A 20,353-nucleotide genomic window follows, 5' to 3' on the forward strand; every position below is an offset into this window, starting at 1 on the left:
GCCGTCATAAGGCGGAGACCAGGCGAAGAAGCCGCGCCCGCCGGGGCCGTGGTGCTTAGAACAGCGGGGCGAGCCCGTTCCAGCCGGCGCTGATGCGCACCCGGGAGGCAAACAGGCCTGTGCCAAGCCCGGGGTAGAGCCACAGGACGCCGGCGGCGTCGCGCGCCAGCAGGTCCGGGTTGCGGTCACCGTTGAAGTCGCCGGGACTTACGACGGCGGTCATGGCGTTCCAGCCGGCGCCCACGCGGACGCGGGGGAGCCAGCCGCCCGTGCCGCTGCCGCGGTAGAGCCACAGGACACCGGTGGCCCGCTCGCGGGCCAAGACGTCGACGCTGCCGTCGCCGTTCATGTCACCCGGGCCCACCAGAGCGTTGAAGGTGTTCCAGCCGGCGCCCACGCGGACGCGGGGGAGCCAGCCGCCCGTGCCGTTGCCGCGGTACAGCCACAGGAAACCACTGGCAGACTCTCGGGCAAGGACGTCCACGCGCTGGTCACCGTTGAAATCACCAGGACCGATGATGGCGCTCATGGCGTTCCAGCCGGCGCCGATCCTGGTCCGGGGAAGGAAACCGCCGGTGCCGTTGCCGCGGTACAGCCAGAAGATGCCGGTGGCGTCCTCCCGGGCGAGGACGTCCAGCGGGCCGTCGCCGTTGAAGTCACCGGGCGTCTCAAGGGCGCTATAGCCCCGCCAGCCGTTACCGATCCGCGCGCCGGGGAGCGGACTGCCGCGGCCGTTCCCGCGGTACAGCCGCAGCTCGGCCGTTGCCGTGACCCGGGCAAGAATGTCCGTGTTCCAGTCTCCGTTGAAGTCGGCCGTCGACCGGGACAGGGTAGATGCCGGAACAGGCAGGGGAGTGAAGGCGTAGGGGTCGCAGGTCAGGTCGTAGTCCCGGACGTCGTCGTACCACTGCGATAGGTACACGCGGCCGCCGGAGAAGCTGGGCGCGCGGCAAAGATTCAGGGCTTCGGCGGGGAAATCCAGCCGCCCGGCGGTGGCCCACACCGGAACGCCGGAGAGCCGCCAGGAACCGGTGATGCTGGCCCAGCCCGAGGCGAACGAGTACAGCCCATAGGAATAGCCGGAATCCCGCAGGCCACGCATGAGGCCCTCGACGATGTACCGGTTTTCGCGCTGCTGCGCAGCGCCCGCGGTGGGCCACGGCTGGGCCGGGCGGGGTTCGACGTCGATCCACACCACGCGCGGCGCAAACGGGACCCGCGCCAGGCTTGCAACCGCAAACCTGGCTTCCGCGTAGCCGACGTTGGAAAGCTGCCCCGCCCGGGTGGCCGCCGACCACGGTCCCGAGGATCGGTGGGCGGTGAGCTGGGCGGGCGTGGGGAAGGCGGCCATGGTGTAGGCCTGGGCCGGCTTGCGGTTGCTGGACGCCCAGGCAACCTGGCTGGCCAGGCACGGATTCTCCGTGAAGGGCAGTCCCTTCGTCAGGCCGATCACCACGAACTGGGACGCCGCCGGCGGGAGGGGCAGGCCAAAGCCGCCCATCGACGTCGGGCACTGGGGCCAGGAGATGTCATGCCCGTTCAGTGATACTGCGCGTGCGGGAGCGGCGGCGGGCAGGTATCCAAGGAGGAGGGCGAGCAGGACCAAAAGGCCCGTCAGCATATGCCGTGCGGAAGATCCGGCCCCAGAATGATGAACTTTTCCGTCCATCGCCAGCGCTCCTTTGCTCCCATCAGTTTACGTCCCGCCGCGTCTATTCGTGCTTCCGGCTTGGGTCGCGCACAATTACCCCATGGCAAAAACCAGTGCCCGGATGCCCCGGCTTGAGGATGTGGCTGAGCGCGCGGGAGTCTCGCACCAGACCGTGTCCCGGGTGATCAACAACCACCCCAACGTCAGCAAGGCCACGCGTGAGCGCGTCGAGGCAGCGATTGCCGAACTGGGGTACCGGCGAAACACCGCGGCGCGGAGCCTGGTCACCCGGAAGTCGCAGACCATCGGCGTGCTCGGCAGCGAGCTGTCCCAGTACGGTCCGGCCAACACGTTGCTGGGCGTTGAGCATGCCGCGCGCGATGCCGGCTATTTCGTCAGCATCGCGGCCCTGCGCGCGGTGAGCCGCGAGGCGATCTTCGATGCCATCCGGCACTTCCTGGACCAGTCGGTGGACGGCATTGTGGTGATCGTGCCGCATTCCGAGACGCTCCTTGCCCTCGAGGAACTGAAACCCGGCGTGCCCGTGGTGGCCGTGGGATCACTGGGCAGTGAGTCGGTGAGCGGCGCCATGGTGGACCAGAAACGGGGCGCCGAGCTCGCCGTCGGGCATCTGATTGAGCAGGGCCACCGCCGGATCGGGCACATTGCCGGCCCGCAGGACTGGATCGACGCCGTGGCGCGCGCCGAGGGCTGGAGCGCGGCCCTGCGCGCGGCAGGACTGGATGACAACCTCGTGGTTGAAGGGGACTGGAGCGCCGGGAGCGGCTACGAGATCGGGCGGAAGCTGGCTTCAGAGCGGACTGCAACGGCGCTGTTCGTGGGCAATGACCAGATGTCCCTCGGCTTGCTCCGCGCCTTCAGCGAGGCCGGCGTCCGTGTGCCCGAGGACGTCTCCGTGGTGGGTTTCGACGACCAGCCGGAGTCGGGCTATTTCACGCCGCCCCTCACGACCGTGCGGCAGGACTTCGAGGAGCTCGGCCGGCGTTGCATGGATCTGATGCTGCGCGCCATCGAGAAGGGGGACACGGTGAGCACCACGGTGGTGGAGCCTGAACTCGTGGTCCGCGGGAGTACCGCCGCCCCCGCCTGATCCGGCGTCCGCCCGAAATCAATGAAGGTACTTGACGGAGTAAGTTGTTAGCGCTCACAATAGTTTCAGCCCGGAAAGCAACGGGCCTTTATCTGGAGGATTCATGGACGTCACAGCAGACGGCAGCGAAAACTATGTCATCGGGGTGGACTACGGCACCCTGTCCGGCCGGGCCGTGGTTGTGCGGGTCCGGGACGGCAAGGAACTCGGCAGCGGCGTGTTCGACTACCCGCACGCGGTAGTCACGGATGTGCTTCCGGCGGACGTGGCTGACGCTGCCGAGGGAACAGCCGCCCGGCTGCCCGGGGAATGGGCGCTGCAGGTGCCCAACGATTACCGCGACGTGCTGCGGCACGCTGTTCCCGCCGCGATCTCGGACGCCGGGATCGACCCGGCCGCCGTCGTCGGAATTGCCACGGACTTCACCGCCTGCACCATGGTTCCCGTCAAAGCCGACGGCACCCCGCTCAACGAACTGCCCGGATACGCCAACCGGCCGCACGCCTACGTCAAGCTCTGGCGGCACCACGCTGCGCAGGGCCAGGCCGACCGGATCAACGCGCTGGCCGCCGAGCTCGGCGAATCATGGCTGCCGCGGTATGGCGGTCTGATCTCGTCCGAGTGGGAGTTCGCCAAAGGGCTGCAGCTGCTGGAGGAGGATCCCGAAGCCTATGCCGAAATGGACCACTGGGTGGAGGCCGCCGACTGGATCGTCTGGCAGCTCTGCGGCAACTACGTCCGCAACGCCTGCACCGCCGGTTACAAGGGCATCTACCAGGACGGGCACTACCCGTCCGCTGACTTCCTCGCCGCCCTGAACCCGCAGTTCAAGGACTTCGTGAGCGCCAAGCTGGACCACACCATCGGCCGCCTGGGCGACGCCGCGGGTTACCTGACTGCCGAGGCCGCCGCCTGGACCGGGCTGCCGGCGGGAATCGCCGTCGCCGTCGGCAACGTGGACGCGCACGTTACCGCCCCGGCAGCGAAGGCCGTGGAGCCGGGCCAGCTCGTGGCCATCATGGGCACCTCCACCTGCCACGTCATGAACGGCGCCGAGCTCCATGAGGTGCCCGGCATGTGCGGCGTGGTGGACGGCGGCATCGTCGACGGGCTCTGGGGCTACGAGGCCGGACAGTCCGGCGTGGGCGACATCTTCGGCTGGTTCACCAAGTACGGCGTCCCGCCGGAATACCACCAGGCAGCGGCCGAAGCCGGACAGGGCATCCACGAATACCTGACGGACCTGGCCTCCGGGCAGGCGATCGGCGAGCACGGCCTGATAGCGCTCGACTGGCACTCGGGCAACCGGTCCGTGCTGGTGGACCACGAGCTCTCCGGCGTGGTGGTCGGCCAGACCCTGGCCACCCGGCCGGAGGACATCTACCGGGCACTGCTCGAGGCCACCGCCTTCGGCACCCGCACCATCGTGGACGCCTTCCGTGATTCCGGCGTTCCGGTGAAGGAGTTCATCGTGGCCGGCGGACTGCTGAAAAACCGGCTCCTCATGCAGATCTACTCCGACGTGACCGGCCTCCAGCTCTCCACCATCGGCTCCACGCAGGGCCCGGCCCTGGGCTCGGCCATCCACGCGGCCGTTGCCGCCGGGAAGTACGCCGACGTCAGGGCCGCCTCCGAGGCGATGGGCGCGGCTCCCGGTGCGGTCTACACACCCATCCCGGAGAACGTCGCGGCGTACGAAGAGCTGTTCCGCGAGTATCGGACCCTGCACGACTACTTCGGCAGGGGAACCAACGAGGTCATGCACCGGCTCAAGGCCATCCAGCGCAGCGCCGCCCAGTCCCAAAACTCCCACTCCCTGCACGCTGAATCCCTGACCGCTGAGGAGGTTTCCGCATGAGCGCACTGCTGGAAACCATTGCCCGTATCCGCCGCGAGGTCTGCGAACTGCACGCGGAACTGACCCGGTACGACCTCGTGGTCTGGACGGCAGGGAACGTGTCCGGCCGTATCCCCGGCTACGACCTCATGGTCATCAAGCCCTCGGGCGTCTCCTACGATGACCTGACGCCCGAAACCATGGTGGTCACCGATCTCTACGGCACCCCGGTCAGCGGCACCTCCACCGGCGGGAACGGCACGATTGTTGAGTGGGGCAACCCGGCGCTCACGCCGTCGTCGGACACCGCCGCGCATGCCTACGTCTACCGGAACATGCCCGACGTCGGCGGTGTGGTCCACACGCACTCCACGTACGCCACGGCCTGGGCCGCGCGGGGCGAGGAGATCCCGTGCGTGCTGACCATGATGGGCGACGAATTCGGCGGTCCGATCCCGGTGGGCCCGTTTGCGCTGATCGGTGACGATTCGATCGGCCAGGGAATCGTGGAGACGCTCAAGAACTCCAACTCCCCGGCGGTGCTCATGCAGAACCACGGCCCGTTCACCATCGGCAAGGACGCCCGCTCCGCGGTTAAGGCCGCCGTGATGTGTGAGGAGGTGGCCCGCACGGTTCACGTCTCCCGGCAGCTCGGCGAACCGCTGGCCATCGACCCGGCCCAGATCGAGTCGCTCTACGACCGCTACCAGAACGTTTACGGCCGCTAGTACCGGCCCCGCATACCGCGGCCCAGCACTCAAGACTTTTCAAAAGGAGACACCAATGCCCAGCGCCAACAACACCTCCCTCGAGCACTACGAGGTCTGGTTCCTCACCGGCAGCCAGCACCTCTACGGCGAGGACGTCCTGAAGCAGGTGGCGGCCCAGTCCCAGGAGATCGCCGCCGCCCTGAACGCGTCCTCAGACGTCCCGGTCAAGCTCGTCTGGAAGCCCGTGCTGACGGATTCGGACGCGATCCGCCGCACGGCGCTGGAAGCCAACTCGGACGATTCCGTGATCGGTGTGACGGCGTGGATGCACACGTTCTCCCCGGCCAAGATGTGGATCCAGGGCCTCGACCTGCTCCGCAAGCCCCTCCTGCACCTGCACACCCAGGCCAACGTGGAACTGCCCTGGGCGGACATCGACTTCGACTTCATGAACCTGAACCAGGCCGCGCACGGCGACCGCGAGTTCGGCTACATCCAGTCCCGGCTGGGCGTGCCGCGCAAGACTGTCGTGGGCCACGTATCCAACCCGGAGGTGGCCCGCCAGATCGGCGTATGGCAGCGCGCATCCGCCGGCTGGGCCGCCGTCCGGAACCTGAAGCTGACTCGCTTCGGGGACAACATGCGCAACGTCGCCGTCACCGAAGGTGACAAGACCGAGGCGGAGCTGCGCTTCGGCGTCTCGGTCAACACCTGGTCCGTCAACGAGCTCGCCGACGCCGTGCACGGCGCCGCGGAGTCCGACGTCGACGCCCTGGTGGCCGAATACGAGCGCCTTTACGATGTGGCGCCGGAACTTCGCTCCGACGGAGCCCGCCATGAGTCCCTCCGCTACAGCGCCCGCATCGAGCTCGGGCTGCGCAGCTTCCTCGAAGCCAACGGCTCTGCCGCCTTCACCACGTCCTTCGAGGACCTCGGCGAGCTACGGCAGCTGCCGGGCATGGCCGTCCAGCGGCTCATGGCCGACGGCTACGGCTTCGGCGCCGAGGGCGACTGGAAGACGGCCATCCTGATCCGCGCGGCCAAGGTCATGGGCGCCGGGCTGCCCGGCGGCGCCTCGCTCATGGAGGACTACACCTACCACCTGGTGCCCGGCCAGGAGAAGATCCTCGGCGCTCATATGCTCGAGGTCTGCCCCTCCCTGACCACCGCCAAGCCGCGCGTCGAAATCCACCCGCTGGGCATCGGCGGCAAAGAGGACCCGGTCCGCATGGTCTTCGACACCGACGCCGGCCCCGGCGTCGTCGTCGCACTGTCCGACATGCGCGACCGGTTCCGCCTCGTGGCGAACGCCGTCGACGTCGTCGACCTCGACGAGCCGCTGCCCAACCTCCCGGTGGCACGTGCCCTCTGGGAGCCGAAGCCCGACTTCGCCACTTCGGCCGCCGCCTGGCTGACCGCCGGGGCCGCGCACCACACCGTACTCTCCACCCAGGTGGGCGTGGACGTGTTCGAGGACTTTGCCGAGATCGCGCAGACCGAACTGCTCACCATCGACGAAGGCACCACGCTCAAGCAGTTCAAGAAGGAACTCGCCTGGAACGCCGCCTACTACAGGCTGGCCGGCAGGCTGTGACCGAATCCGGGGCGGCAACCGAATTCAAGATCCGGGCGGGGGAGTACGCCGCAGCCATCACTGCACGGGCGGGTGCGCTGCGGGAGCTCCGTTACCGGGGACGGGACCTCATCGTTCCGTTCCCCGAGGGCGGGCCCATCCCCGACTACCGGGGCATCATCGCGGTGCCCTGGCCCAACCGGATCGCCGACGGCAGGTACACGTTCGACGGCGCCGAGTACGAGCTGCCGGTCAACGAGACGGACCGCGGCTGCGCCCTGCACGGGGTGGCGTTCCCCCTGGACTGGGACCTGGAGTCGCATAACGAGTCGTCGGTGACGCTGTCCTGCACGCCGCAGCCGACGGTGGGATATCCGCACGAGGTGCGCATCGTCGTCGAGTACCGGCTTACGGAGGACGGCCTGCACAGCCGGGTCACGGCGTCGAACCTTGGCGGTACCGCGGCGCCCTACGGGGTCTGCCCGCACCCCTACCTGGTGGCCGGGCCCGCGCCGCTCGATGAGTGGACCCTCGACATTCCCGCCGGGCAGTTCCTCGAGGTCACGCCGGACCGGCTGCTGCCGAAGGAAACGCGCTCCGTGGCGGGGCACGAGTTCGACTTTCGCACGCCGCGCACCATCGGCGCCACGAAGATCGACCACGCGTTCACCGACGTAGCGTTCGACGGCGGCGGGCTCACCCGCGTGCTGGTCCGGGACCCGGGCGGAACCGGCGTCGGAATGGCCTGGGACCGCACCTGCCAGTGGCTCCAGATCCACACCGCCGACAAGCAGCCCCCGGCCCCCAACCGGCTGGGCCTTGCCGTGGAACCCATGACCTGCCCTCCTGATGCCTTCAACAGCGGCGTGGACCTGATCCGGCTGGAGCCGGGCACCACGCACGAGGCATCCTGGAGCATCTTCGGCACGTGACCCATTCGACGCAGTGAGCCCAAACACGACGCCACGTCCTCCCGTCATGGAGGACGTGGCGCGCCTCGCGGGCGTGTCCCACCAGACCGTGTCGCGGGTGCTGAATGCCCATCCGAACGTCAGTGCCCAGACCCGCAGGCGCGTGGAACGCGCCATTGCGGAGCTGGGGTACCGCCGCAACACCGCTGCGCGCAGCCTGGTCACCCGGCGTTCCCAGGCCATCGGGGTCCTGGGTGCCGGTACCGCACACTACGGTCCGGCGAACACGCTGCTGGGCGTCCAGCAGGCGGCCCGGAACGAGGGCTATTCCGTCAGCATGGCCAGCCTCAGCGAGGTGACGACCGCCGGCATCCACGATGCGCTCGAGCACTTCCTGCTGCAGTCCGTGGACGGGATCGTGGTGATCGTCCCGCACGAGACGATGCTGGAATCGCTGCATGCCATCGCGCTGTCCGTCCCGCTGGTTGCCGTGGGGTTCGGCGCGGATGAACACCTGACGGTTGCGGCGGTGAACCAGCGCGTTGGTGCGGCCCTCGCCGTGCAGCACCTGGTGAACCTCGGCCACACCGCGATCGCCCACGTTTCGGGGCCGCAGGACTGGATTGATGCCGCGGCCCGGACCGAGGGCTGGCGGCGCACGCTGAATCAGGCCGGACTGCCGGAGGGCGTCCTGATCCAGGGGGACTGGAGTGCCGAAAGCGGCTACCGCGCCGGACTGGAACTGGCGGCCGCCGGCGACGTCACAGCCCTGTTTGCGGCGAACGACCAGATGGCCCTGGGGGCACTGCGCGCGTTCAGTGAGGCAGGCCTGCGCGTGCCCGAAGACATCAGCGTGGTGGGCTTCGACGACCAGCCGGAGGCCGCCTATTTCGTCCCGCCGCTTACCACGGTGAACCAGGGGTTCAAGGAACTCGGCGCGCGCTGCATCCGGATGCTGCTGTCCGACATGGCCCACGGCCCCTCGGCAGCGGCTTCGGTCCTTAACCCCAGGCTCGTGGTGCGGGGCTCAACCGCCGCGCCGGCAGAACCAGCCCAATAAAGCACCACTCGCTCTTAACCAGCAGAGCCCCTCCGCGGTTGTCACCGGGAGGGGCTCTGCTGTGTTGCTCGGTTGGGGAGTAGCGCGTCAGTGGATGACTTCGCGCGTCATCCCGAACGGGACCCGGTCGGAAAGCGCGGCCGTATAGTTTCCCGGCCGGTGGCGGGTGACCAGTATGCCGTGCACGCCGGTGAGCATGGCCAGTTCCTGGAGGTCCTTCACGGCTGCTTCGAGGTGCTCGTCCAGGGCGTGCCGGTTCGTGACGTGGATGTCGATGGAATCGAGGAGGGCGGTCATAATGGATCCTTTCTGCTGGCTGTAGGCCGGTTGTCTAGGAGTTGTCTGACTGCCGGCTGCCTGCTGCCACGGGCGCGGCAGGTTCGGCCGGTGCTTTGGTTTCTGCCGGTGCCTTGGTTTCGGTGGCGGGCGGGGTGGTCCTGAGCTTGAAGCGCTTGGCGATGGAGGATCCGCCGCCGGCGCGGTTCTTGTTGAAGATGTCGAAGCCGACGGCGAGCAGGAGCACCAGGCCCTTGATGAGCTGCTGGTAGTCGGTGCCGAGTCCGAGGATGGACATGCCGTTGTTGAGGACGCCCATGATGAGGCCGCCGATCATGGCCCCGGCCACGGTTCCGATGCCGCCCTGGACCGCCGCGCCCCCGATGAAGGCGGCCGCGATGGAGTCCAGTTCGAAGCCGGTGCCGCCGGCAGGCTGCGCGGAGTTCAGCCGGGCCGTGAAAATCAGGCCGGCCAGGGCGGCGAGGACGCCCATGTTCACGAAGAGCCGGAAGGTCACAGCCTTGGTCTTGATGCCGGAGAGCTCCGCCGCGTGCAGGTTTCCGCCGATGGCGTAGGTGTGCCGGCCGAAGATGCTGTTGTTCATCAGCGCGGAGTAGGCGATGACCAGGGCGGCGAGGACGAGCAGCACGATCGGGGTACCGCGGTAGCTGGCGAGGAGGAACGTGATGACCAACATCAGCACGGCGATGAACGCGGTCTTCGTGGCGAACCATGCCATGGGTTCGTTTTCCAGATTGAACTTGCGGCGGACGCGGCGTTCTTTGATGGACTGGAACAGCAGGGCGGCGGTGCCGCCGACGCCGAGGATCACGGTGAGCCATTCGAGCACCGAGGTGCCGCCGGAGATGTCCGGGAGGAAGCCGCCGCCGAGGGCGCGGAGTTCGTCCGGGAAGGGGGTGATCTGCTGGTTCTTCAGGGTGATCAGGGTCAGGCCGCGGAAGATGAGCATGCCGGCGAGGGTGACGATGAACGCGGGAATGCCGACGTAGGCGATCCAGTACCCCTGCCAGGCGCCGACGAGGGCGCCCACGAGGAGGCAGGCCGGGATCGCCGCCCACCAGGCCCAGCCCCAGTGGACGATCATGACGCCGGCGACGGCGCCGATGAATCCGGCGATGGAACCGACGGAGAGGTCGATGTGCCCGGCGATGATGACCATGACCATGCCGATGGCCAGGATGAGGATGTAGCTGTTCTGGACAACGAGGTTGCTGACGTTCTGCGGCTGGAGCAGGATCCCGTCGGTGAGGACCTGGAACAGCAGGACGATCAGGATCAGGGCGACGAAGATGCCGACCTGGCGGAGGCGGCTTGCCAGGAAGCCGAGGGATTCTCGTAGGGCGGACATGTCCGTTATTCCTTCTCTTTTGTCATGTAGTGCATAAGGGTTTCCTGGGAGGCCTCGGCGATGGGGACTTCGCCCGTGACGTGGCCGGCGGACAGGGTGTAGATCCGGTCGCAGATGCCCAGGAGCTCGGGGAGCTCGGAGGAGATCACAATGACGGCTTTGCCCTGGGCGGCGAGCTCGGCGATGATCGTGTAGATCTCGAACTTGGCGCCGACGTCGATGCCGCGGGTGGGTTCGTCCAGGATCAGCACGTCGGGGTCGGAGAACATCCATTTGCTCAGGACCACTTTTTGCTGGTTGCCGCCGGAGAGTTTCCCGGTGATGGCCGCGACGGACGGTGCCTTGATGTTCATGCTCTTCCGGTAGCCGTTGGCCACCGTGGTTTCCTTGTTGCCGTCCACCCAGCCGCGCTTGGAGAGCTTCGGCAGGGCAGCCATGGAGATGTTCCGCTTGATGTCCTCGATGAGGTTCAGGCCGTAGTGCTTGCGGTCCTCGGTGGCGTAGGCGATGCCGTGGCGGATGGCCTCGGGAACGGTGGAGGTGTTGATTTCCTTGCCGTGCTTGAACACCTTTCCGGAGACGGCCCGGCCGTACGTCCGGCCGAAGACGCTCATGGCCAGTTCAGTGCGGCCGGCGCCCATGAGGCCGGCGAGTCCCACCACCTCGCCCTTGCGGACATTGAGGCTGGCGTTGTGGACCACCGTGCGGGTGTGGTCCTGCGGATGCTGGACCGTCCAGTCCTCGATGCGGAGGACTTCCTCGCCGATCTGCGGTTCACGCTCGGGGTAGAGGCTGTCCAGGTCGCGGCCCACCATGCCGCGGATGATGCGTTCCTGGGTGATCTGGCCCTGGTCCAGGCGCAGGGTCTCGATGGACTTGCCGTCCCGGATAATGGTGACGGCGTCCGCGACCTTGCGGATTTCGTTGAGTTTGTGGCTGATGATGATGCTGGTGACGCCCTGGCCCTTCAGGTGCAGGATGAGGTCCAGCAGGTGGTCGGAGTCCTCATCGTTCAGGGCGGCGGTGGGCTCGTCCAGGATCAGCAGCTTCACTTCCTTGGACAGCGCCTTGGCGATTTCGACGAGCTGCTGCTTGCCCACGCTGATGTGCTGGATGGGGGTGACCGGGTTCTCGTCGAGCCCGACCCGGGCCAGCAGCTTGGATGCCTCCAGATTGGTTTTGCGCCAGTCCACCCAGCCGCGGGAAGCCAGTTCGTTGCCCAGGAAGATGTTTTCCGCGATGGACAGGTACGGGCTCAGTGCCAGTTCCTGGTGGATGATCACAATCCCGCGCTTCTCGCTGTCGCTGATGGATGCGAAGTCGCACGGTTCGTTCTCGAAGAGGATGTCCCCCTCGAAGGTGTTGTGCGCGTAGACGCCGGAGAGGACCTTCATCAGGGTGGACTTGCCGGCCCCGTTTTCGCCGCAGATCGCGTGGACCTCGCCGCGGTTCACATCCAGGGTGACATCCTGGAGGGCCTTGACGCCGGGGAAGGTCTTGGTGATCCCGCGCATCTGAAGAATGGGTACGTTCATTGGTTATTTCCCGCTGATCTGTTCGATGAGCTGATCTGTTCGAGGGGTGCGGGGGCGCCTGCGGCTGCAGGCGCCCCGCCATGCTGCTATTGGATGCGGTGCTGCTACTTGATGTCGGCGTCCGTGTAGTAACCGGAGTCGATCAGTTCCTGCTTGTAGTTGTCCTTGGTGACGATCACGGACTTCAGCAGGAAGGCCGGGACAACCTTGACCTTGTTGTTGTAGGTCTCGGTGTCATTGGTCTCGGGCTGCTGGCCCTTGAGGACCGCGTCCACCATCTTCACGGCCTGCTCGCCGAGCTTGCGGGTGTCCTTGAAGATCGTGGAGTACTGCTCTCCGGCAACGATGGACTTCACCGAGCCCTTTTCCGCGTCCTGGCCGGTCACGACCGGCAGGCTGCCCTTGGAGTAGCCGCCGGTGCTGGTCAGGGCCGAGATGATGCCGATGGAGAGGCCGTCATAGGGCGACAGCACGCCGTCGAGCTTCTTGCCCGAACCGTAGGCGGCGGTGAGGATGTCTTCCATCCGCTTCTGGGCGGTTGCGGCCTGCCAGCGCAGGATGGCGGCCTGCTCAAACTTGGTCTGGCCGCTGGGGACCTTGAGGGTGCCGGCATCCAGGTACGGCTTCAGGGTGTCCATAGCGCCGGTCCAGAAGAAGTTGGCGTTGTTGTCATCCGGGCTGCCGGCGAAGAGCTCCACGTTGAACGGGCCCTTGCCCTCCACCTTCTTGCCGGAGGCATCCACGAGGCCCAGGCCGGTCAGCAGGGATGTTGCCTGCTGGACGCCCACCTCGTAGTTGTCAAAGGTGGTGTAGAAATCGACGTTCGGGGTTCCGTTGATCAGCCGGTCGTAGGCGATGACCTTGACGTTCTGCTCCTTGGCCTTCGCCAGGACGTCCGTCAGCGTGGTGCCGTCGATGGCGGCGACGATCAGGGACTTCGCGCCCTTGGTTAGCATGTTTTCAATCTGCGAAACCTGGGTGGGGATGTCGTCATTGGCGTACTGGAGGTCTGTCTTGTAGCCGAGCTTGGCCAGCGAGTCCGAGACGTTCTTTCCGTCAGCGATCCACCGTTCCGACGTCTGCGTCGGCATGGAGATTCCCACCAGGGCTCCGGCAGCGTCGGCGCTGCTGGTTCCGGTGGAGGCGCCGGGGCGGCTACCGCAGCCGGTGGCTCCCACCGTCACAGCCAGGACGACGGCGACGGCGCCCAGCAGTTTCTTAATTCTCACGTTATTCTCCTTCCGTGGCCTGGTTGGGCCACGAATCGGTGCTTGAGCGGAAAGCGTATGTACTTTCCGCCGGCGCCGGCCACTTGTGTCCGGCGTACCGAGGCCGTTCCGCAGGACGGCACCGGAGGGCTGTCATTACCAGAGCGGAGACTCCGGCTGCCCCAACATTTCTGTTAGCGCTAACAATCTTGGACAATATTATCCGGGGTAGGGCTGTGAAGCAAGACACAAATTGATGACGACTGCGGCGGCCCGCCGTCACGCCTGCTCCTCGCCATTGAAGGCGAAAGGGCGAGTAGGTAGACTGGTCTACCTACTCATCCGACTGTTGGAGGTATCCCCGTGCCTTCAGCTCAAGGCCAGCCAGCACTGAAGCGGCCAGCCCGTGCATCGCTCCTCGACGCTGCGGCCCGCCTCTTCTATTCCGATGGCGTTGCGGCCACAGGCATCGACGCGATCACTGCCGCGGCCGGTGTGGCCAAGAAAAGCCTCTACAACAACTTCGCTTCCAAGGCGGACCTGGTGGCGGCCTACCTCGCCGCCCGCCACGAGGAATGGCTAGGCCTGTACAGGGCCCGGGTTGCGGTGGCGGCCACCCCGCAAGAACGTGTCCTGGCAGTGTTCGATGCCTACATCGACCACGCGAACTTGGCATATGAACACGGCTTCAGGGGTTGCGGCCTGCTCAACGCCGCCGCGGAACTGCCTGCGGCCGCTCCCGGAAGACTGGCCGTGCGGCAGCACAAGGAAGAGGTCGAGGGCCTCCTGTTTAACCATGTCGGGGAGCTGCTGCAAGGACAGCATGAGGCGGCGGCCAGGGTGGCCCGGCATCTGGCCTTCCTGCTCGAGGGTTCCATGGCCAGGGCCGGCCTTGAAGGCGAAGACGGTTGCCTGCAGGAGGCCCGGATGATCGCTGCTCAGATGCTGGAGAAGCTGTGAAGGCGGTGCTTGGCCGTATGAACGGGCCCCTTCTGGGTGCCATTTTCATTGTGGGTGCGTCGGCGCTTTGGGGAACGACGGGAACGGCCGCCACGTTCGCGCCGTCCGTGAGTCCGCTTGCCATCGGTGCGGCGGCAATGGGTGTGGGCGGGTTGCTCCAGGCGCTGTGTGCGGTGCAGCCGATAGCCTGTCACTGGGCCAGCCTCCGCGGGCGGTGGCTGCTCGTCGTACTGGGGGCGGCCGCCGTCGCGGTCTACCCTCTCGCCTTCTACAGTTCCATGCGCCTTGCCGGCGTGGCGCTGGGAACGGTGGTTTCGATCGGCTCGGCCCCTCTGGCGTCGGCGGTCATCGAACGGTTGGCGGAACGGAAGGTGCTGACCCGCCGCTGGATGCTCGGCGCCCTGATCGGCGTGGCAGGCGCCGGACTCCTGAGTTTTGCCGGTGACAGTGCGGAACGCCCGGGCGCCCTTGCCGGATCCTGGGCCGTGCCGACGGGAATCGTTTTGGGGCTGGTGGCGGGCGTGACCTACGCGCTGTACTCGTGGGCGGCCCACGGCCTGATCAGCAGGGGAGTGCCGTCCCGGGCCGCGATGGGTGCGGTGTTCGGGCTGGGCGGGCTGCTGCTGATGCCCGTGCTTGCAATGACCGGCCGGCCGCTCCTTGAGTCCTGGACCAATTTCACGGTGGGGGCCTACATGGCGCTTGTCCCGATGTTCGCAGGCTACGTCTTGTTTGGTTGGGGATTGGCTCGCGTCCGCGCCAGCACGGCAACGGGCCTTTCCCTTATGGAGACCGTCGTCGCGGCCGTGCTGGCGGTTCTGGTCGTGGGGGAGCGGTTGCCGGCGCTGGGATGGCTCGGCGTCGCGATGGTGCTGGGGAGTTTGTTCGTCCTGACTCCCCGCGAGCCCGCCCGGGCATAGCCCGGAGCATGGGGCTGCTGCCAGAAACGCCCGCCCGTGCTACCCACGGGCGGGCGATTCTGCTTCCCAGAGCATGTGAATAGCTACAGGAGGCTTGTTCCGATGTCCTTTCCGATCCGGTGCAGCAGGGCGGCGGAAAGTTCGGGGTCTTTGGAGGAGTCCTGGTCCGTGTAGTCGGCGAGCGTGTAGACACGGCTCAACGCCATTTCGGACCAGCGGTTCTTGGGGAGCAGGGAGCGGCCGGCCACCGCGATGATCGGGCGGCCGCCCGAGCGGCGGGCGACGGCGGCGGGAAGCTTGCCGGCCAGGGTCTGTTCGTCGATGCTGCCTTCGCCGGTGATGACGACGTCGCAGCTGTCCTTGCGGGTGTTGAAATCCAGCAGGTCCAGGAAGTAATCGGCACCTGACACCTGCCTTGCCCCCAGCAGCAGGCAGGCGTAGCCGATGCCGCCGGCGCTTCCGGCCCCTTCGTGCTCAGCCAGGGCCGCGGCCTGGGGGATGCCTGCCTCTGACAGCTTGTGCACGAGGCGCGCCAGACCGTCGTCGAGGGCCGCAATCTCCGTGGACCCGGCGCCTTTCTGCGGTCCGAAGACGGCAGGAGCGCCCTGGGGCCCGAGCAGCGGATTGTGGACATCGCTGGCCACGATGAGCTTGGTGGCGGCGAGTTCCGGGAAGTGGGTCCGCTGGATGGAGTGGATCTGGCCCAAGGTCCTGCCGTTGCCCTCCAACTGCCGCCCGTTGGCATCGAGGAAGCGGTAGCCCAGGGCGGTCAGCATTCCCATGCCGCCGTCGGTGCTGGCGCTTCCGCCCAGGGCCAGCACGATCCTGGCGGGCTTGAGGCTGAGGGCAAGCAGGACGGCTTCGCCGAATCCACGGCTGGAGGCGTTGAGGGCTTCCAGTTTGCCTTCCGGCAGCAACCCGAGCCCGCAGGTGTTGGCGACCTCGACGACGGCGGTGTTGCCGTCGAACGCGATGGCTGCCTGGACCGGCTGGCCGGTGGGGCCGGCGACGGTGTAGCGGTGACGGGTGAAGCCGGCGGCGACGGCGGCGTCGACGCTGCCGTCGCCGCCGTCGGCCAGCGGAAGAAGTTCGCACTGGACCGCTCCGGCCGTGCCGGACACATTAGCTGCGGAGCGGAGCCCCGCGGCCAGGGCATCAGCCACTTCGGCCGCGGTGAGGCTGCCTTTGAACTTGTCTGGTGCGATCAGGGCCCGGACGGGCCTCGGGGCGGTGGTGCTGGTCATGTCAGACGTTTTCCGAGTAGGCGGGGCGGCGGTCTGCAGACGGTGAGGGGGAGGGCCCGTCGCCGGCAGCGTGCCGGGGTGTCGGAATTTCGCCGTCAGGCTGCTGCCTGGGTGAGTGGTGGCCGTATTCGGTCAGGTCGTCGTCGATGTCGGTGACGTCATCGCCGTGCACGGGGTCCTCTGCGGGCATCGGCTCGACGGTTTCGCCGGCGAAGACGCGGCGGGCGCGGTCTGCGTCGAGGGTGCGGTCCCACCAGGCGATGAAGAGGGTGGCGACGGCGTTGCCGGTGAAGTTCACCAGGGCACGGCATTCGGACATGAACTTGTCGATGCCGAAGATGAGCATGATGCCTGCGGCGGGGATGGTGCCGATGGTGGTCAGCGTGGCGGTGAGGGCGATGAAGCCGCCGCCGGCCACACCGGCTGCGCCCTTGGAGGTCAGCAGCATGACGGCGAGCAGGCCGAGCTGCTGGCCGATGGTGAGGTCGGTGTTGGTGGCCTGGGCGATGTAGAGGGCGGCCAGGGAGAGGTAGATGGCGGCGCCGTCGAGGTTGAAGCTATACCCGGTGGGGACAACGAGGCCGACGGTTTCCTTCTTCACGCCGGCGTGCTCGAGCTTGCGCATCAGGCCGGGCAGGGCCGGTTCGGCGGTTGAGGTGCCCAGGATGAGCATGTATTCCTCCTTGAGGTGGCGGATCATCGTGAAGATGTTCAGCTTCAGGAAGGCCATGACCGAGCCGAGCACGATCACCACGAAGAGGATGGAGGTGATGTAGAAGAGGGCGATGAGTCCGCCCATGCTGGTGAGGGAGGAGACGCCGAACTTGCCCACGGCGTAGGCCATCGCACCGAACGCGCCGATCGGGGCGGCCTTCATGATGAAGCCAAGGATTTTGAACATCACCGCGGTGAGGCGCTGCACACCGTCAAGGACGGGTGCGCCGACCTTGCCCATGGCGTTCAGGGCGATGCCGAAGACGACGGCGATGAAGATGATCTGGAGGATGTCGCCCTCAACGAAGGGTCCCACGATGCTGTTGGGGATGATGTGGGTGAGGAACTGCCACCACTCCTGGTGCTGGCCGGCGTCGATGAGCTTCGCCGCCGATTCGGAGGTTTTGATTGATCCTGCGTCAGCGTTGACGCCGTCGCCGAGGCGGAAGACGTTGATGGCGACCAGGCCGAAGACCATGGCGCAGATGGTGCCGATCTGGAAATAGGTGAGGGCCTTCAGCCCGGTCATGCCGACCTTCTTCAGGTCCGCAACGCTGGCGATGCCGCCCACGATGGTCAGGAACACGATCGGGCCGATGAGCATCTTCATCGAGTTGACGAAGGTGGTGCCGATGGGTTCCATGGCGATGCCGGCGGCCGGCGCCAGCCAGCCGAGCAGGATGCCGAAGACAATGGCTGTCAGTACCCAGAAGTACAGCTGCCGGTACCACCGGGGCTTGCGGGCCGGCGTCACGGCACCGGCCGGAGAAATGTGATCCATGATTCCTACCTCATTGTGGAATGTCGCTGGAGAATGCTAAGGGGTTTGGTGACGTCCGACGGCGGCGGGCCTGCCGCCGTCGAACATCACCGCAGATTCGGGCGAAGCGGCGTCCCGAGGGCCCCGACGCGAGCTTGCGAGCGTTGGGAAGGGACCTCCGCGTTAGACGGTTGCCAGGGTGCTGGTCAGGGCCTTGATGATGGCCTCGGTGACGTCCTCGGTGTTGGCTTCGCCGCCGATGTCGCGGGTCAGGTAGCCGGCGCCGGTGGTCTGCTCGATGGCGGCCTCCACCTTGCGGGCTTCCTCGTGCAGGCCGAAGTGGTCCAGCATCAGGGCGGCGCTGGCGATCGCGCCGATCGGGTTGCTGATGCCCTTGCCGGCGATGTCCGGGGCGGAGCCGTGGACCGGTTCGAACATGGACGGGAAGCGGCGCTCGGGGTTCAGGTTGGCGCTGGCGGCGAGGCCCAGGCTTCCGGCCAGCGCCGAGCCCAGGTCGGACAGGATGTCCGCGTTCAGGTTCGAGGCCACGACGACGGAGAGGTCCTCGGGCTTGAGGATGAACTTCGCGCTCATGGCGTCCACCAGGACGCTTTCGGTCTGCACGTCCGGGTAGTCCAGGGCCACGCGGTTGAAGACTTCGTCCCAGAGGACCATGCCGTACTGCTGGGCGTTGGACTTGGTGACCGAGGAAACCTTCTTCACCGTGCGGGTCCGGGCCAGGTCGAAGGCGAAGCGCATGATGCGCTCGCAGCCCTTCTCGGTGAACAGGGCGGTCTGGAGGGCAACTTCGTTGCCCGGGCCGCGGCCGCTGAGGTTCCGGCCGCCGAGGCCCGCGTACTCGCCTTCGCTGTTCTCGCGGACCACGATCCAGTCAAGTTCGGTGTTGTCGGCCTTGCGGAGCGGGGACTCAACACCCGACAGGAACTTCACCGGGCGGATGTTGGCCCACTGGTCGAAGTTCTGCGTGATGTTCAGGCGCAGGCCCCACAGGCTGATGTGGTCCGGAACGTTTTCCCAGCCGACGGCGCCGAAGTAGATGGCGTCGAAGTCCTTCAGGGCCTCCAGGCCCTTGGGATCCATCATCTGGCCGGTCTTTTCGTAGTAGCCGCAGCCCCAGGGGAACTCGGTCCAGTCGAAGGCGAACTTCCCGCCGGAGTTTTCGGCCACTGCGTCCAGGACGCGTCGGCCAGCAGATACAACTTCCTTGCCGACGCCGTCGGCGGGGATTGAAGCGATGCTGAATGTCTGGGTGGCGCTCATGTGCCTACCTCCTCGTTGAGTTTGTTGGCAGCGTGCTCCTGTTAGCGGGGTCACACTGTTTTCTTCCTCTTCAAGTAGACGGCCCGGCTGCTATTCGCGTCCAAGACTTAGTTTCGATACGGCAGATAGGTTCTGCCTATCGCTACAGCTCATGGCCGGCGTCCGGTTCCTTAGACACATGCAGCTCTGCAACCTTCAGGAACGCGCGGGCAGCGGGTGTGAGGCCGTCCTTCCGGCTCAGGATTGCCACGTCCAGATCGGACACCGGTTCGATAAGAAGGGTCCGCAGTCCGGATTTATGTGCCAGCGGCGCCCAGGAGGACGGCATGACAGCGTGGCCCACGCCGGCGAGCACTAGCGGGAGAATCGATGTCCGGTGCGCGACCTCGACGACGATCTCGATATCGACACCCTGGGCTAAAGCATCATCGACCAGCCAGCGCATCAAAGACCCGCGCTGGCTGGCGACCAGCCGGTGTCCGCCCAGATCTTCCCGTTGGATGGCGGACCCGGGCCTGAAGGTATCGGTCTGCGGGTTCACGATCAGAATCAATGGCTGGCGCTCCAGCTCAAGCACCTGGACGCCTGGTACACGGATCGGGGTAGGTGATCCGGCCAGCCCAATCTCCGTGCTGCCGCTACGGACAGACTCGATGACTTCCTCAGGAGTGAATGCAGCGCCGACATTCAGCCGGACGGAAGGGTGCAGCCGGGTAAAGCCAGCGATCATCGACGTCAGCGGCTCAATGCCAGGGGACGGCATGGTGATGATGTCCAACCTGCCACTGCGCACGCCTCTAAGAGCCTGAACCGCCGACTGTGCAGCGTCCAAGTCCCGCATCACCAGCCGGGCCGGACCCACCAGTTCCTGACCCGCCTCGCTAAGAACGGCCCGCCGACCGATCCTGTGGAACAGCGGCACCCCCAATTCCCTCTCCAAGCCCGCAATGGTCTGGGAGAGGGAAGGCTGCGCAATAAGCAGATGCTCCGCCGCCCGATTGAAACCGTCGTGATCTACAACGGCCAAAAAATACTTCAGCTTGCGAGTATCCATTCCAGCTCCTCAACCAGTTCATTGGCTTCCTTCCAGCGGTCCGAGAAGCGGGCAACAAGGCTCACGCGCTGAAGCACTAAATAGCCTACGCCTATCAGGCGCATTACAGCCCCTGTTGGCGGCTGCTCCCAACAGGGGCTGTAATACGAGCTACAGGGCAGGCTGGACATTGCCCGAAC

Annotated in this window: 17 protein-coding genes; 8 read left to right on the forward strand and 9 right to left on the reverse strand. The window is 66.5% G+C overall.

The window, feature by feature from the left end; translation table 11 throughout:
• Nucleotides 1–55 precede the first annotated feature (55 nt).
• Nucleotides 56–1,621, reverse strand: coding sequence for an FG-GAP-like repeat-containing protein (locus CXZ05_RS14680; protein ID WP_258006596.1), 1,566 nt, complete (start codon nt 1,619–1,621; stop codon nt 56–58).
• A gap of 130 nt (nt 1,622–1,751) precedes the next feature.
• On the opposite strand from CXZ05_RS14680, the gene CXZ05_RS14685 reads away from it, so the two are divergent.
• The 6 genes from CXZ05_RS14685 (at nt 1,752) to CXZ05_RS14710 (ending at nt 8,853) form a co-directional block, all read left to right on the forward strand.
• A complete protein-coding gene (locus CXZ05_RS14685; protein WP_102973289.1) occupies nt 1,752–2,762 on the forward strand; it encodes a LacI family DNA-binding transcriptional regulator in 1,011 nt (336 codons plus the stop codon).
• A gap of 103 nt (nt 2,763–2,865) precedes the next feature.
• The gene (gene araB, locus CXZ05_RS14690) at nt 2,866–4,620 is read left to right on the forward strand and encodes a ribulokinase (RefSeq protein WP_102973290.1); all 1,755 of its coding nucleotides are present in this window, start codon (nt 2,866–2,868) and stop codon (nt 4,618–4,620) included.
• A complete protein-coding gene (locus CXZ05_RS14695) occupies nt 4,617–5,327 on the forward strand; it encodes an L-ribulose-5-phosphate 4-epimerase (protein ID WP_102973291.1) in 711 nt (236 codons plus the stop codon). The genes araB and CXZ05_RS14695 overlap by 4 nt, the downstream gene beginning before the upstream one ends.
• Before the next feature lie 55 nt (nt 5,328–5,382).
• Nucleotides 5,383–6,903, forward strand: a complete 1,521-nt coding sequence (araA, locus tag CXZ05_RS14700; RefSeq protein WP_102973292.1) for an L-arabinose isomerase — start codon at nt 5,383–5,385, stop codon at nt 6,901–6,903.
• The gene (locus CXZ05_RS14705; protein WP_102973293.1) at nt 6,900–7,814 is read left to right on the forward strand and encodes an aldose 1-epimerase family protein; all 915 of its coding nucleotides are present in this window, start codon (nt 6,900–6,902) and stop codon (nt 7,812–7,814) included. The genes araA and CXZ05_RS14705 overlap by 4 nt, the downstream gene beginning before the upstream one ends.
• A gap of 13 nt (nt 7,815–7,827) precedes the next feature.
• A complete protein-coding gene (locus CXZ05_RS14710) occupies nt 7,828–8,853 on the forward strand; it encodes a LacI family DNA-binding transcriptional regulator (protein WP_102973294.1) in 1,026 nt (341 codons plus the stop codon).
• Between the two features lie 87 nt (nt 8,854–8,940).
• Here CXZ05_RS14710 and CXZ05_RS14715 read toward each other — a convergent pair whose 3' ends face one another.
• The 4 genes from CXZ05_RS14715 to chvE all read right to left on the reverse strand — a co-directional run bounded on the left by CXZ05_RS14715 (nt 8,941) and on the right by chvE (nt 13,262).
• On the reverse strand, nt 8,941–9,150 hold the full coding sequence (locus CXZ05_RS14715; RefSeq protein ID WP_102973295.1) for a hypothetical protein: 210 nt from the start codon (nt 9,148–9,150) through the stop codon (nt 8,941–8,943).
• Between the two features lie 34 nt (nt 9,151–9,184).
• Nucleotides 9,185–10,498 carry a multiple monosaccharide ABC transporter permease gene (gene mmsB, locus CXZ05_RS14720; protein WP_102973296.1) on the reverse strand — a complete coding sequence of 438 codons (1,314 nt, stop codon included), beginning with the start codon at nt 10,496–10,498 and terminating at the stop codon, nt 9,185–9,187.
• A 5-nt stretch (nt 10,499–10,503) separates the two neighbouring features.
• Nucleotides 10,504–12,033, reverse strand: a complete 1,530-nt coding sequence (mmsA, locus tag CXZ05_RS14725; RefSeq protein ID WP_102973297.1) for a multiple monosaccharide ABC transporter ATP-binding protein — start codon at nt 12,031–12,033, stop codon at nt 10,504–10,506.
• 104 nt (nt 12,034–12,137) lie between these two features.
• On the reverse strand, nt 12,138–13,262 hold the full coding sequence (gene chvE / locus CXZ05_RS14730) for a multiple monosaccharide ABC transporter substrate-binding protein (protein ID WP_180987401.1): 1,125 nt from the start codon (nt 13,260–13,262) through the stop codon (nt 12,138–12,140).
• 342 nt (nt 13,263–13,604) lie between these two features.
• Between chvE and CXZ05_RS14735 the strand changes: the two genes are divergently transcribed.
• Both CXZ05_RS14735 and CXZ05_RS14740 read left to right on the forward strand, forming a co-directional pair.
• Complete coding sequence (locus tag CXZ05_RS14735) at nt 13,605–14,201, forward strand: TetR/AcrR family transcriptional regulator (RefSeq protein ID WP_102973299.1); 597 nt, start codon at nt 13,605–13,607, stop codon at nt 14,199–14,201.
• A gap of 17 nt (nt 14,202–14,218) precedes the next feature.
• A complete protein-coding gene (locus tag CXZ05_RS14740; protein WP_102973397.1) occupies nt 14,219–15,121 on the forward strand; it encodes a DMT family transporter in 903 nt (300 codons plus the stop codon).
• Between the two features lie 83 nt (nt 15,122–15,204).
• On the opposite strand, the gene CXZ05_RS14745 is transcribed toward CXZ05_RS14740, so the two are convergent.
• The 4 genes from CXZ05_RS14745 to CXZ05_RS14760 all read right to left on the reverse strand — a co-directional run bounded on the left by CXZ05_RS14745 (nt 15,205) and on the right by CXZ05_RS14760 (nt 20,174).
• Entirely contained in the window at nt 15,205–16,365 is a 1,161-nt protein-coding gene (locus CXZ05_RS14745) for a glycerate kinase (protein ID WP_102973300.1), read from the reverse strand.
• A 1-nt stretch (nt 16,366) separates the two neighbouring features.
• Complete coding sequence (gene dctA / locus CXZ05_RS14750; protein WP_102973301.1) at nt 16,367–17,860, reverse strand: C4-dicarboxylate transporter DctA; 1,494 nt, start codon at nt 17,858–17,860, stop codon at nt 16,367–16,369.
• 162 nt (nt 17,861–18,022) lie between these two features.
• The gene (locus tag CXZ05_RS14755) at nt 18,023–19,120 is read right to left on the reverse strand and encodes a tartrate dehydrogenase (RefSeq protein ID WP_102973302.1); all 1,098 of its coding nucleotides are present in this window, start codon (nt 19,118–19,120) and stop codon (nt 18,023–18,025) included.
• 142 nt (nt 19,121–19,262) lie between these two features.
• The gene (locus tag CXZ05_RS14760; RefSeq protein WP_102973303.1) at nt 19,263–20,174 is read right to left on the reverse strand and encodes a LysR family transcriptional regulator; all 912 of its coding nucleotides are present in this window, start codon (nt 20,172–20,174) and stop codon (nt 19,263–19,265) included.
• Nucleotides 20,175–20,353: the final 179 nt, after the last annotated feature.

Source organism: Arthrobacter sp. AFG20, assembly GCF_002892795.1.
Taxonomy (GTDB): domain Bacteria; phylum Actinomycetota; class Actinomycetes; order Actinomycetales; family Micrococcaceae; genus Arthrobacter.

What these genes read in the sequence shown, in the direction of transcription:
- CXZ05_RS14680 (WP_258006596.1), bottom strand. Translation starts at nt 1,621, where the DNA reads ATGCTGACGGGCCTTTTGGTCCTGCTCGCCCTCCTCCTTGGATACCTG.
- CXZ05_RS14685 (WP_102973289.1), top strand. Translation starts at nt 1,752, where the DNA reads ATGGCAAAAACCAGTGCCCGGATGCCCCGGCTTGAGGATGTGGCTGAG.
- araB (WP_102973290.1), top strand. Translation starts at nt 2,866, where the DNA reads ATGGACGTCACAGCAGACGGCAGCGAAAACTATGTCATCGGGGTGGAC.
- CXZ05_RS14695 (WP_102973291.1), top strand. Translation starts at nt 4,617, where the DNA reads ATGAGCGCACTGCTGGAAACCATTGCCCGTATCCGCCGCGAGGTCTGC.
- araA (WP_102973292.1), top strand. Translation starts at nt 5,383, where the DNA reads ATGCCCAGCGCCAACAACACCTCCCTCGAGCACTACGAGGTCTGGTTC.
- CXZ05_RS14715 (WP_102973295.1), bottom strand. Translation starts at nt 9,150, where the DNA reads ATGACCGCCCTCCTCGATTCCATCGACATCCACGTCACGAACCGGCAC.
- mmsB (WP_102973296.1), bottom strand. Translation starts at nt 10,498, where the DNA reads ATGTCCGCCCTACGAGAATCCCTCGGCTTCCTGGCAAGCCGCCTCCGC.
- mmsA (WP_102973297.1), bottom strand. Translation starts at nt 12,033, where the DNA reads ATGAACGTACCCATTCTTCAGATGCGCGGGATCACCAAGACCTTCCCC.
- CXZ05_RS14740 (WP_102973397.1), top strand. Translation starts at nt 14,219, where the DNA reads ATGAACGGGCCCCTTCTGGGTGCCATTTTCATTGTGGGTGCGTCGGCG.
- CXZ05_RS14745 (WP_102973300.1), bottom strand. Translation starts at nt 16,365, where the DNA reads ATGACCAGCACCACCGCCCCGAGGCCCGTCCGGGCCCTGATCGCACCA.
- dctA (WP_102973301.1), bottom strand. Translation starts at nt 17,860, where the DNA reads ATGGATCACATTTCTCCGGCCGGTGCCGTGACGCCGGCCCGCAAGCCC.
- CXZ05_RS14755 (WP_102973302.1), bottom strand. Translation starts at nt 19,120, where the DNA reads ATGAGCGCCACCCAGACATTCAGCATCGCTTCAATCCCCGCCGACGGC.
- CXZ05_RS14760 (WP_102973303.1), bottom strand. Translation starts at nt 20,174, where the DNA reads ATGGATACTCGCAAGCTGAAGTATTTTTTGGCCGTTGTAGATCACGAC.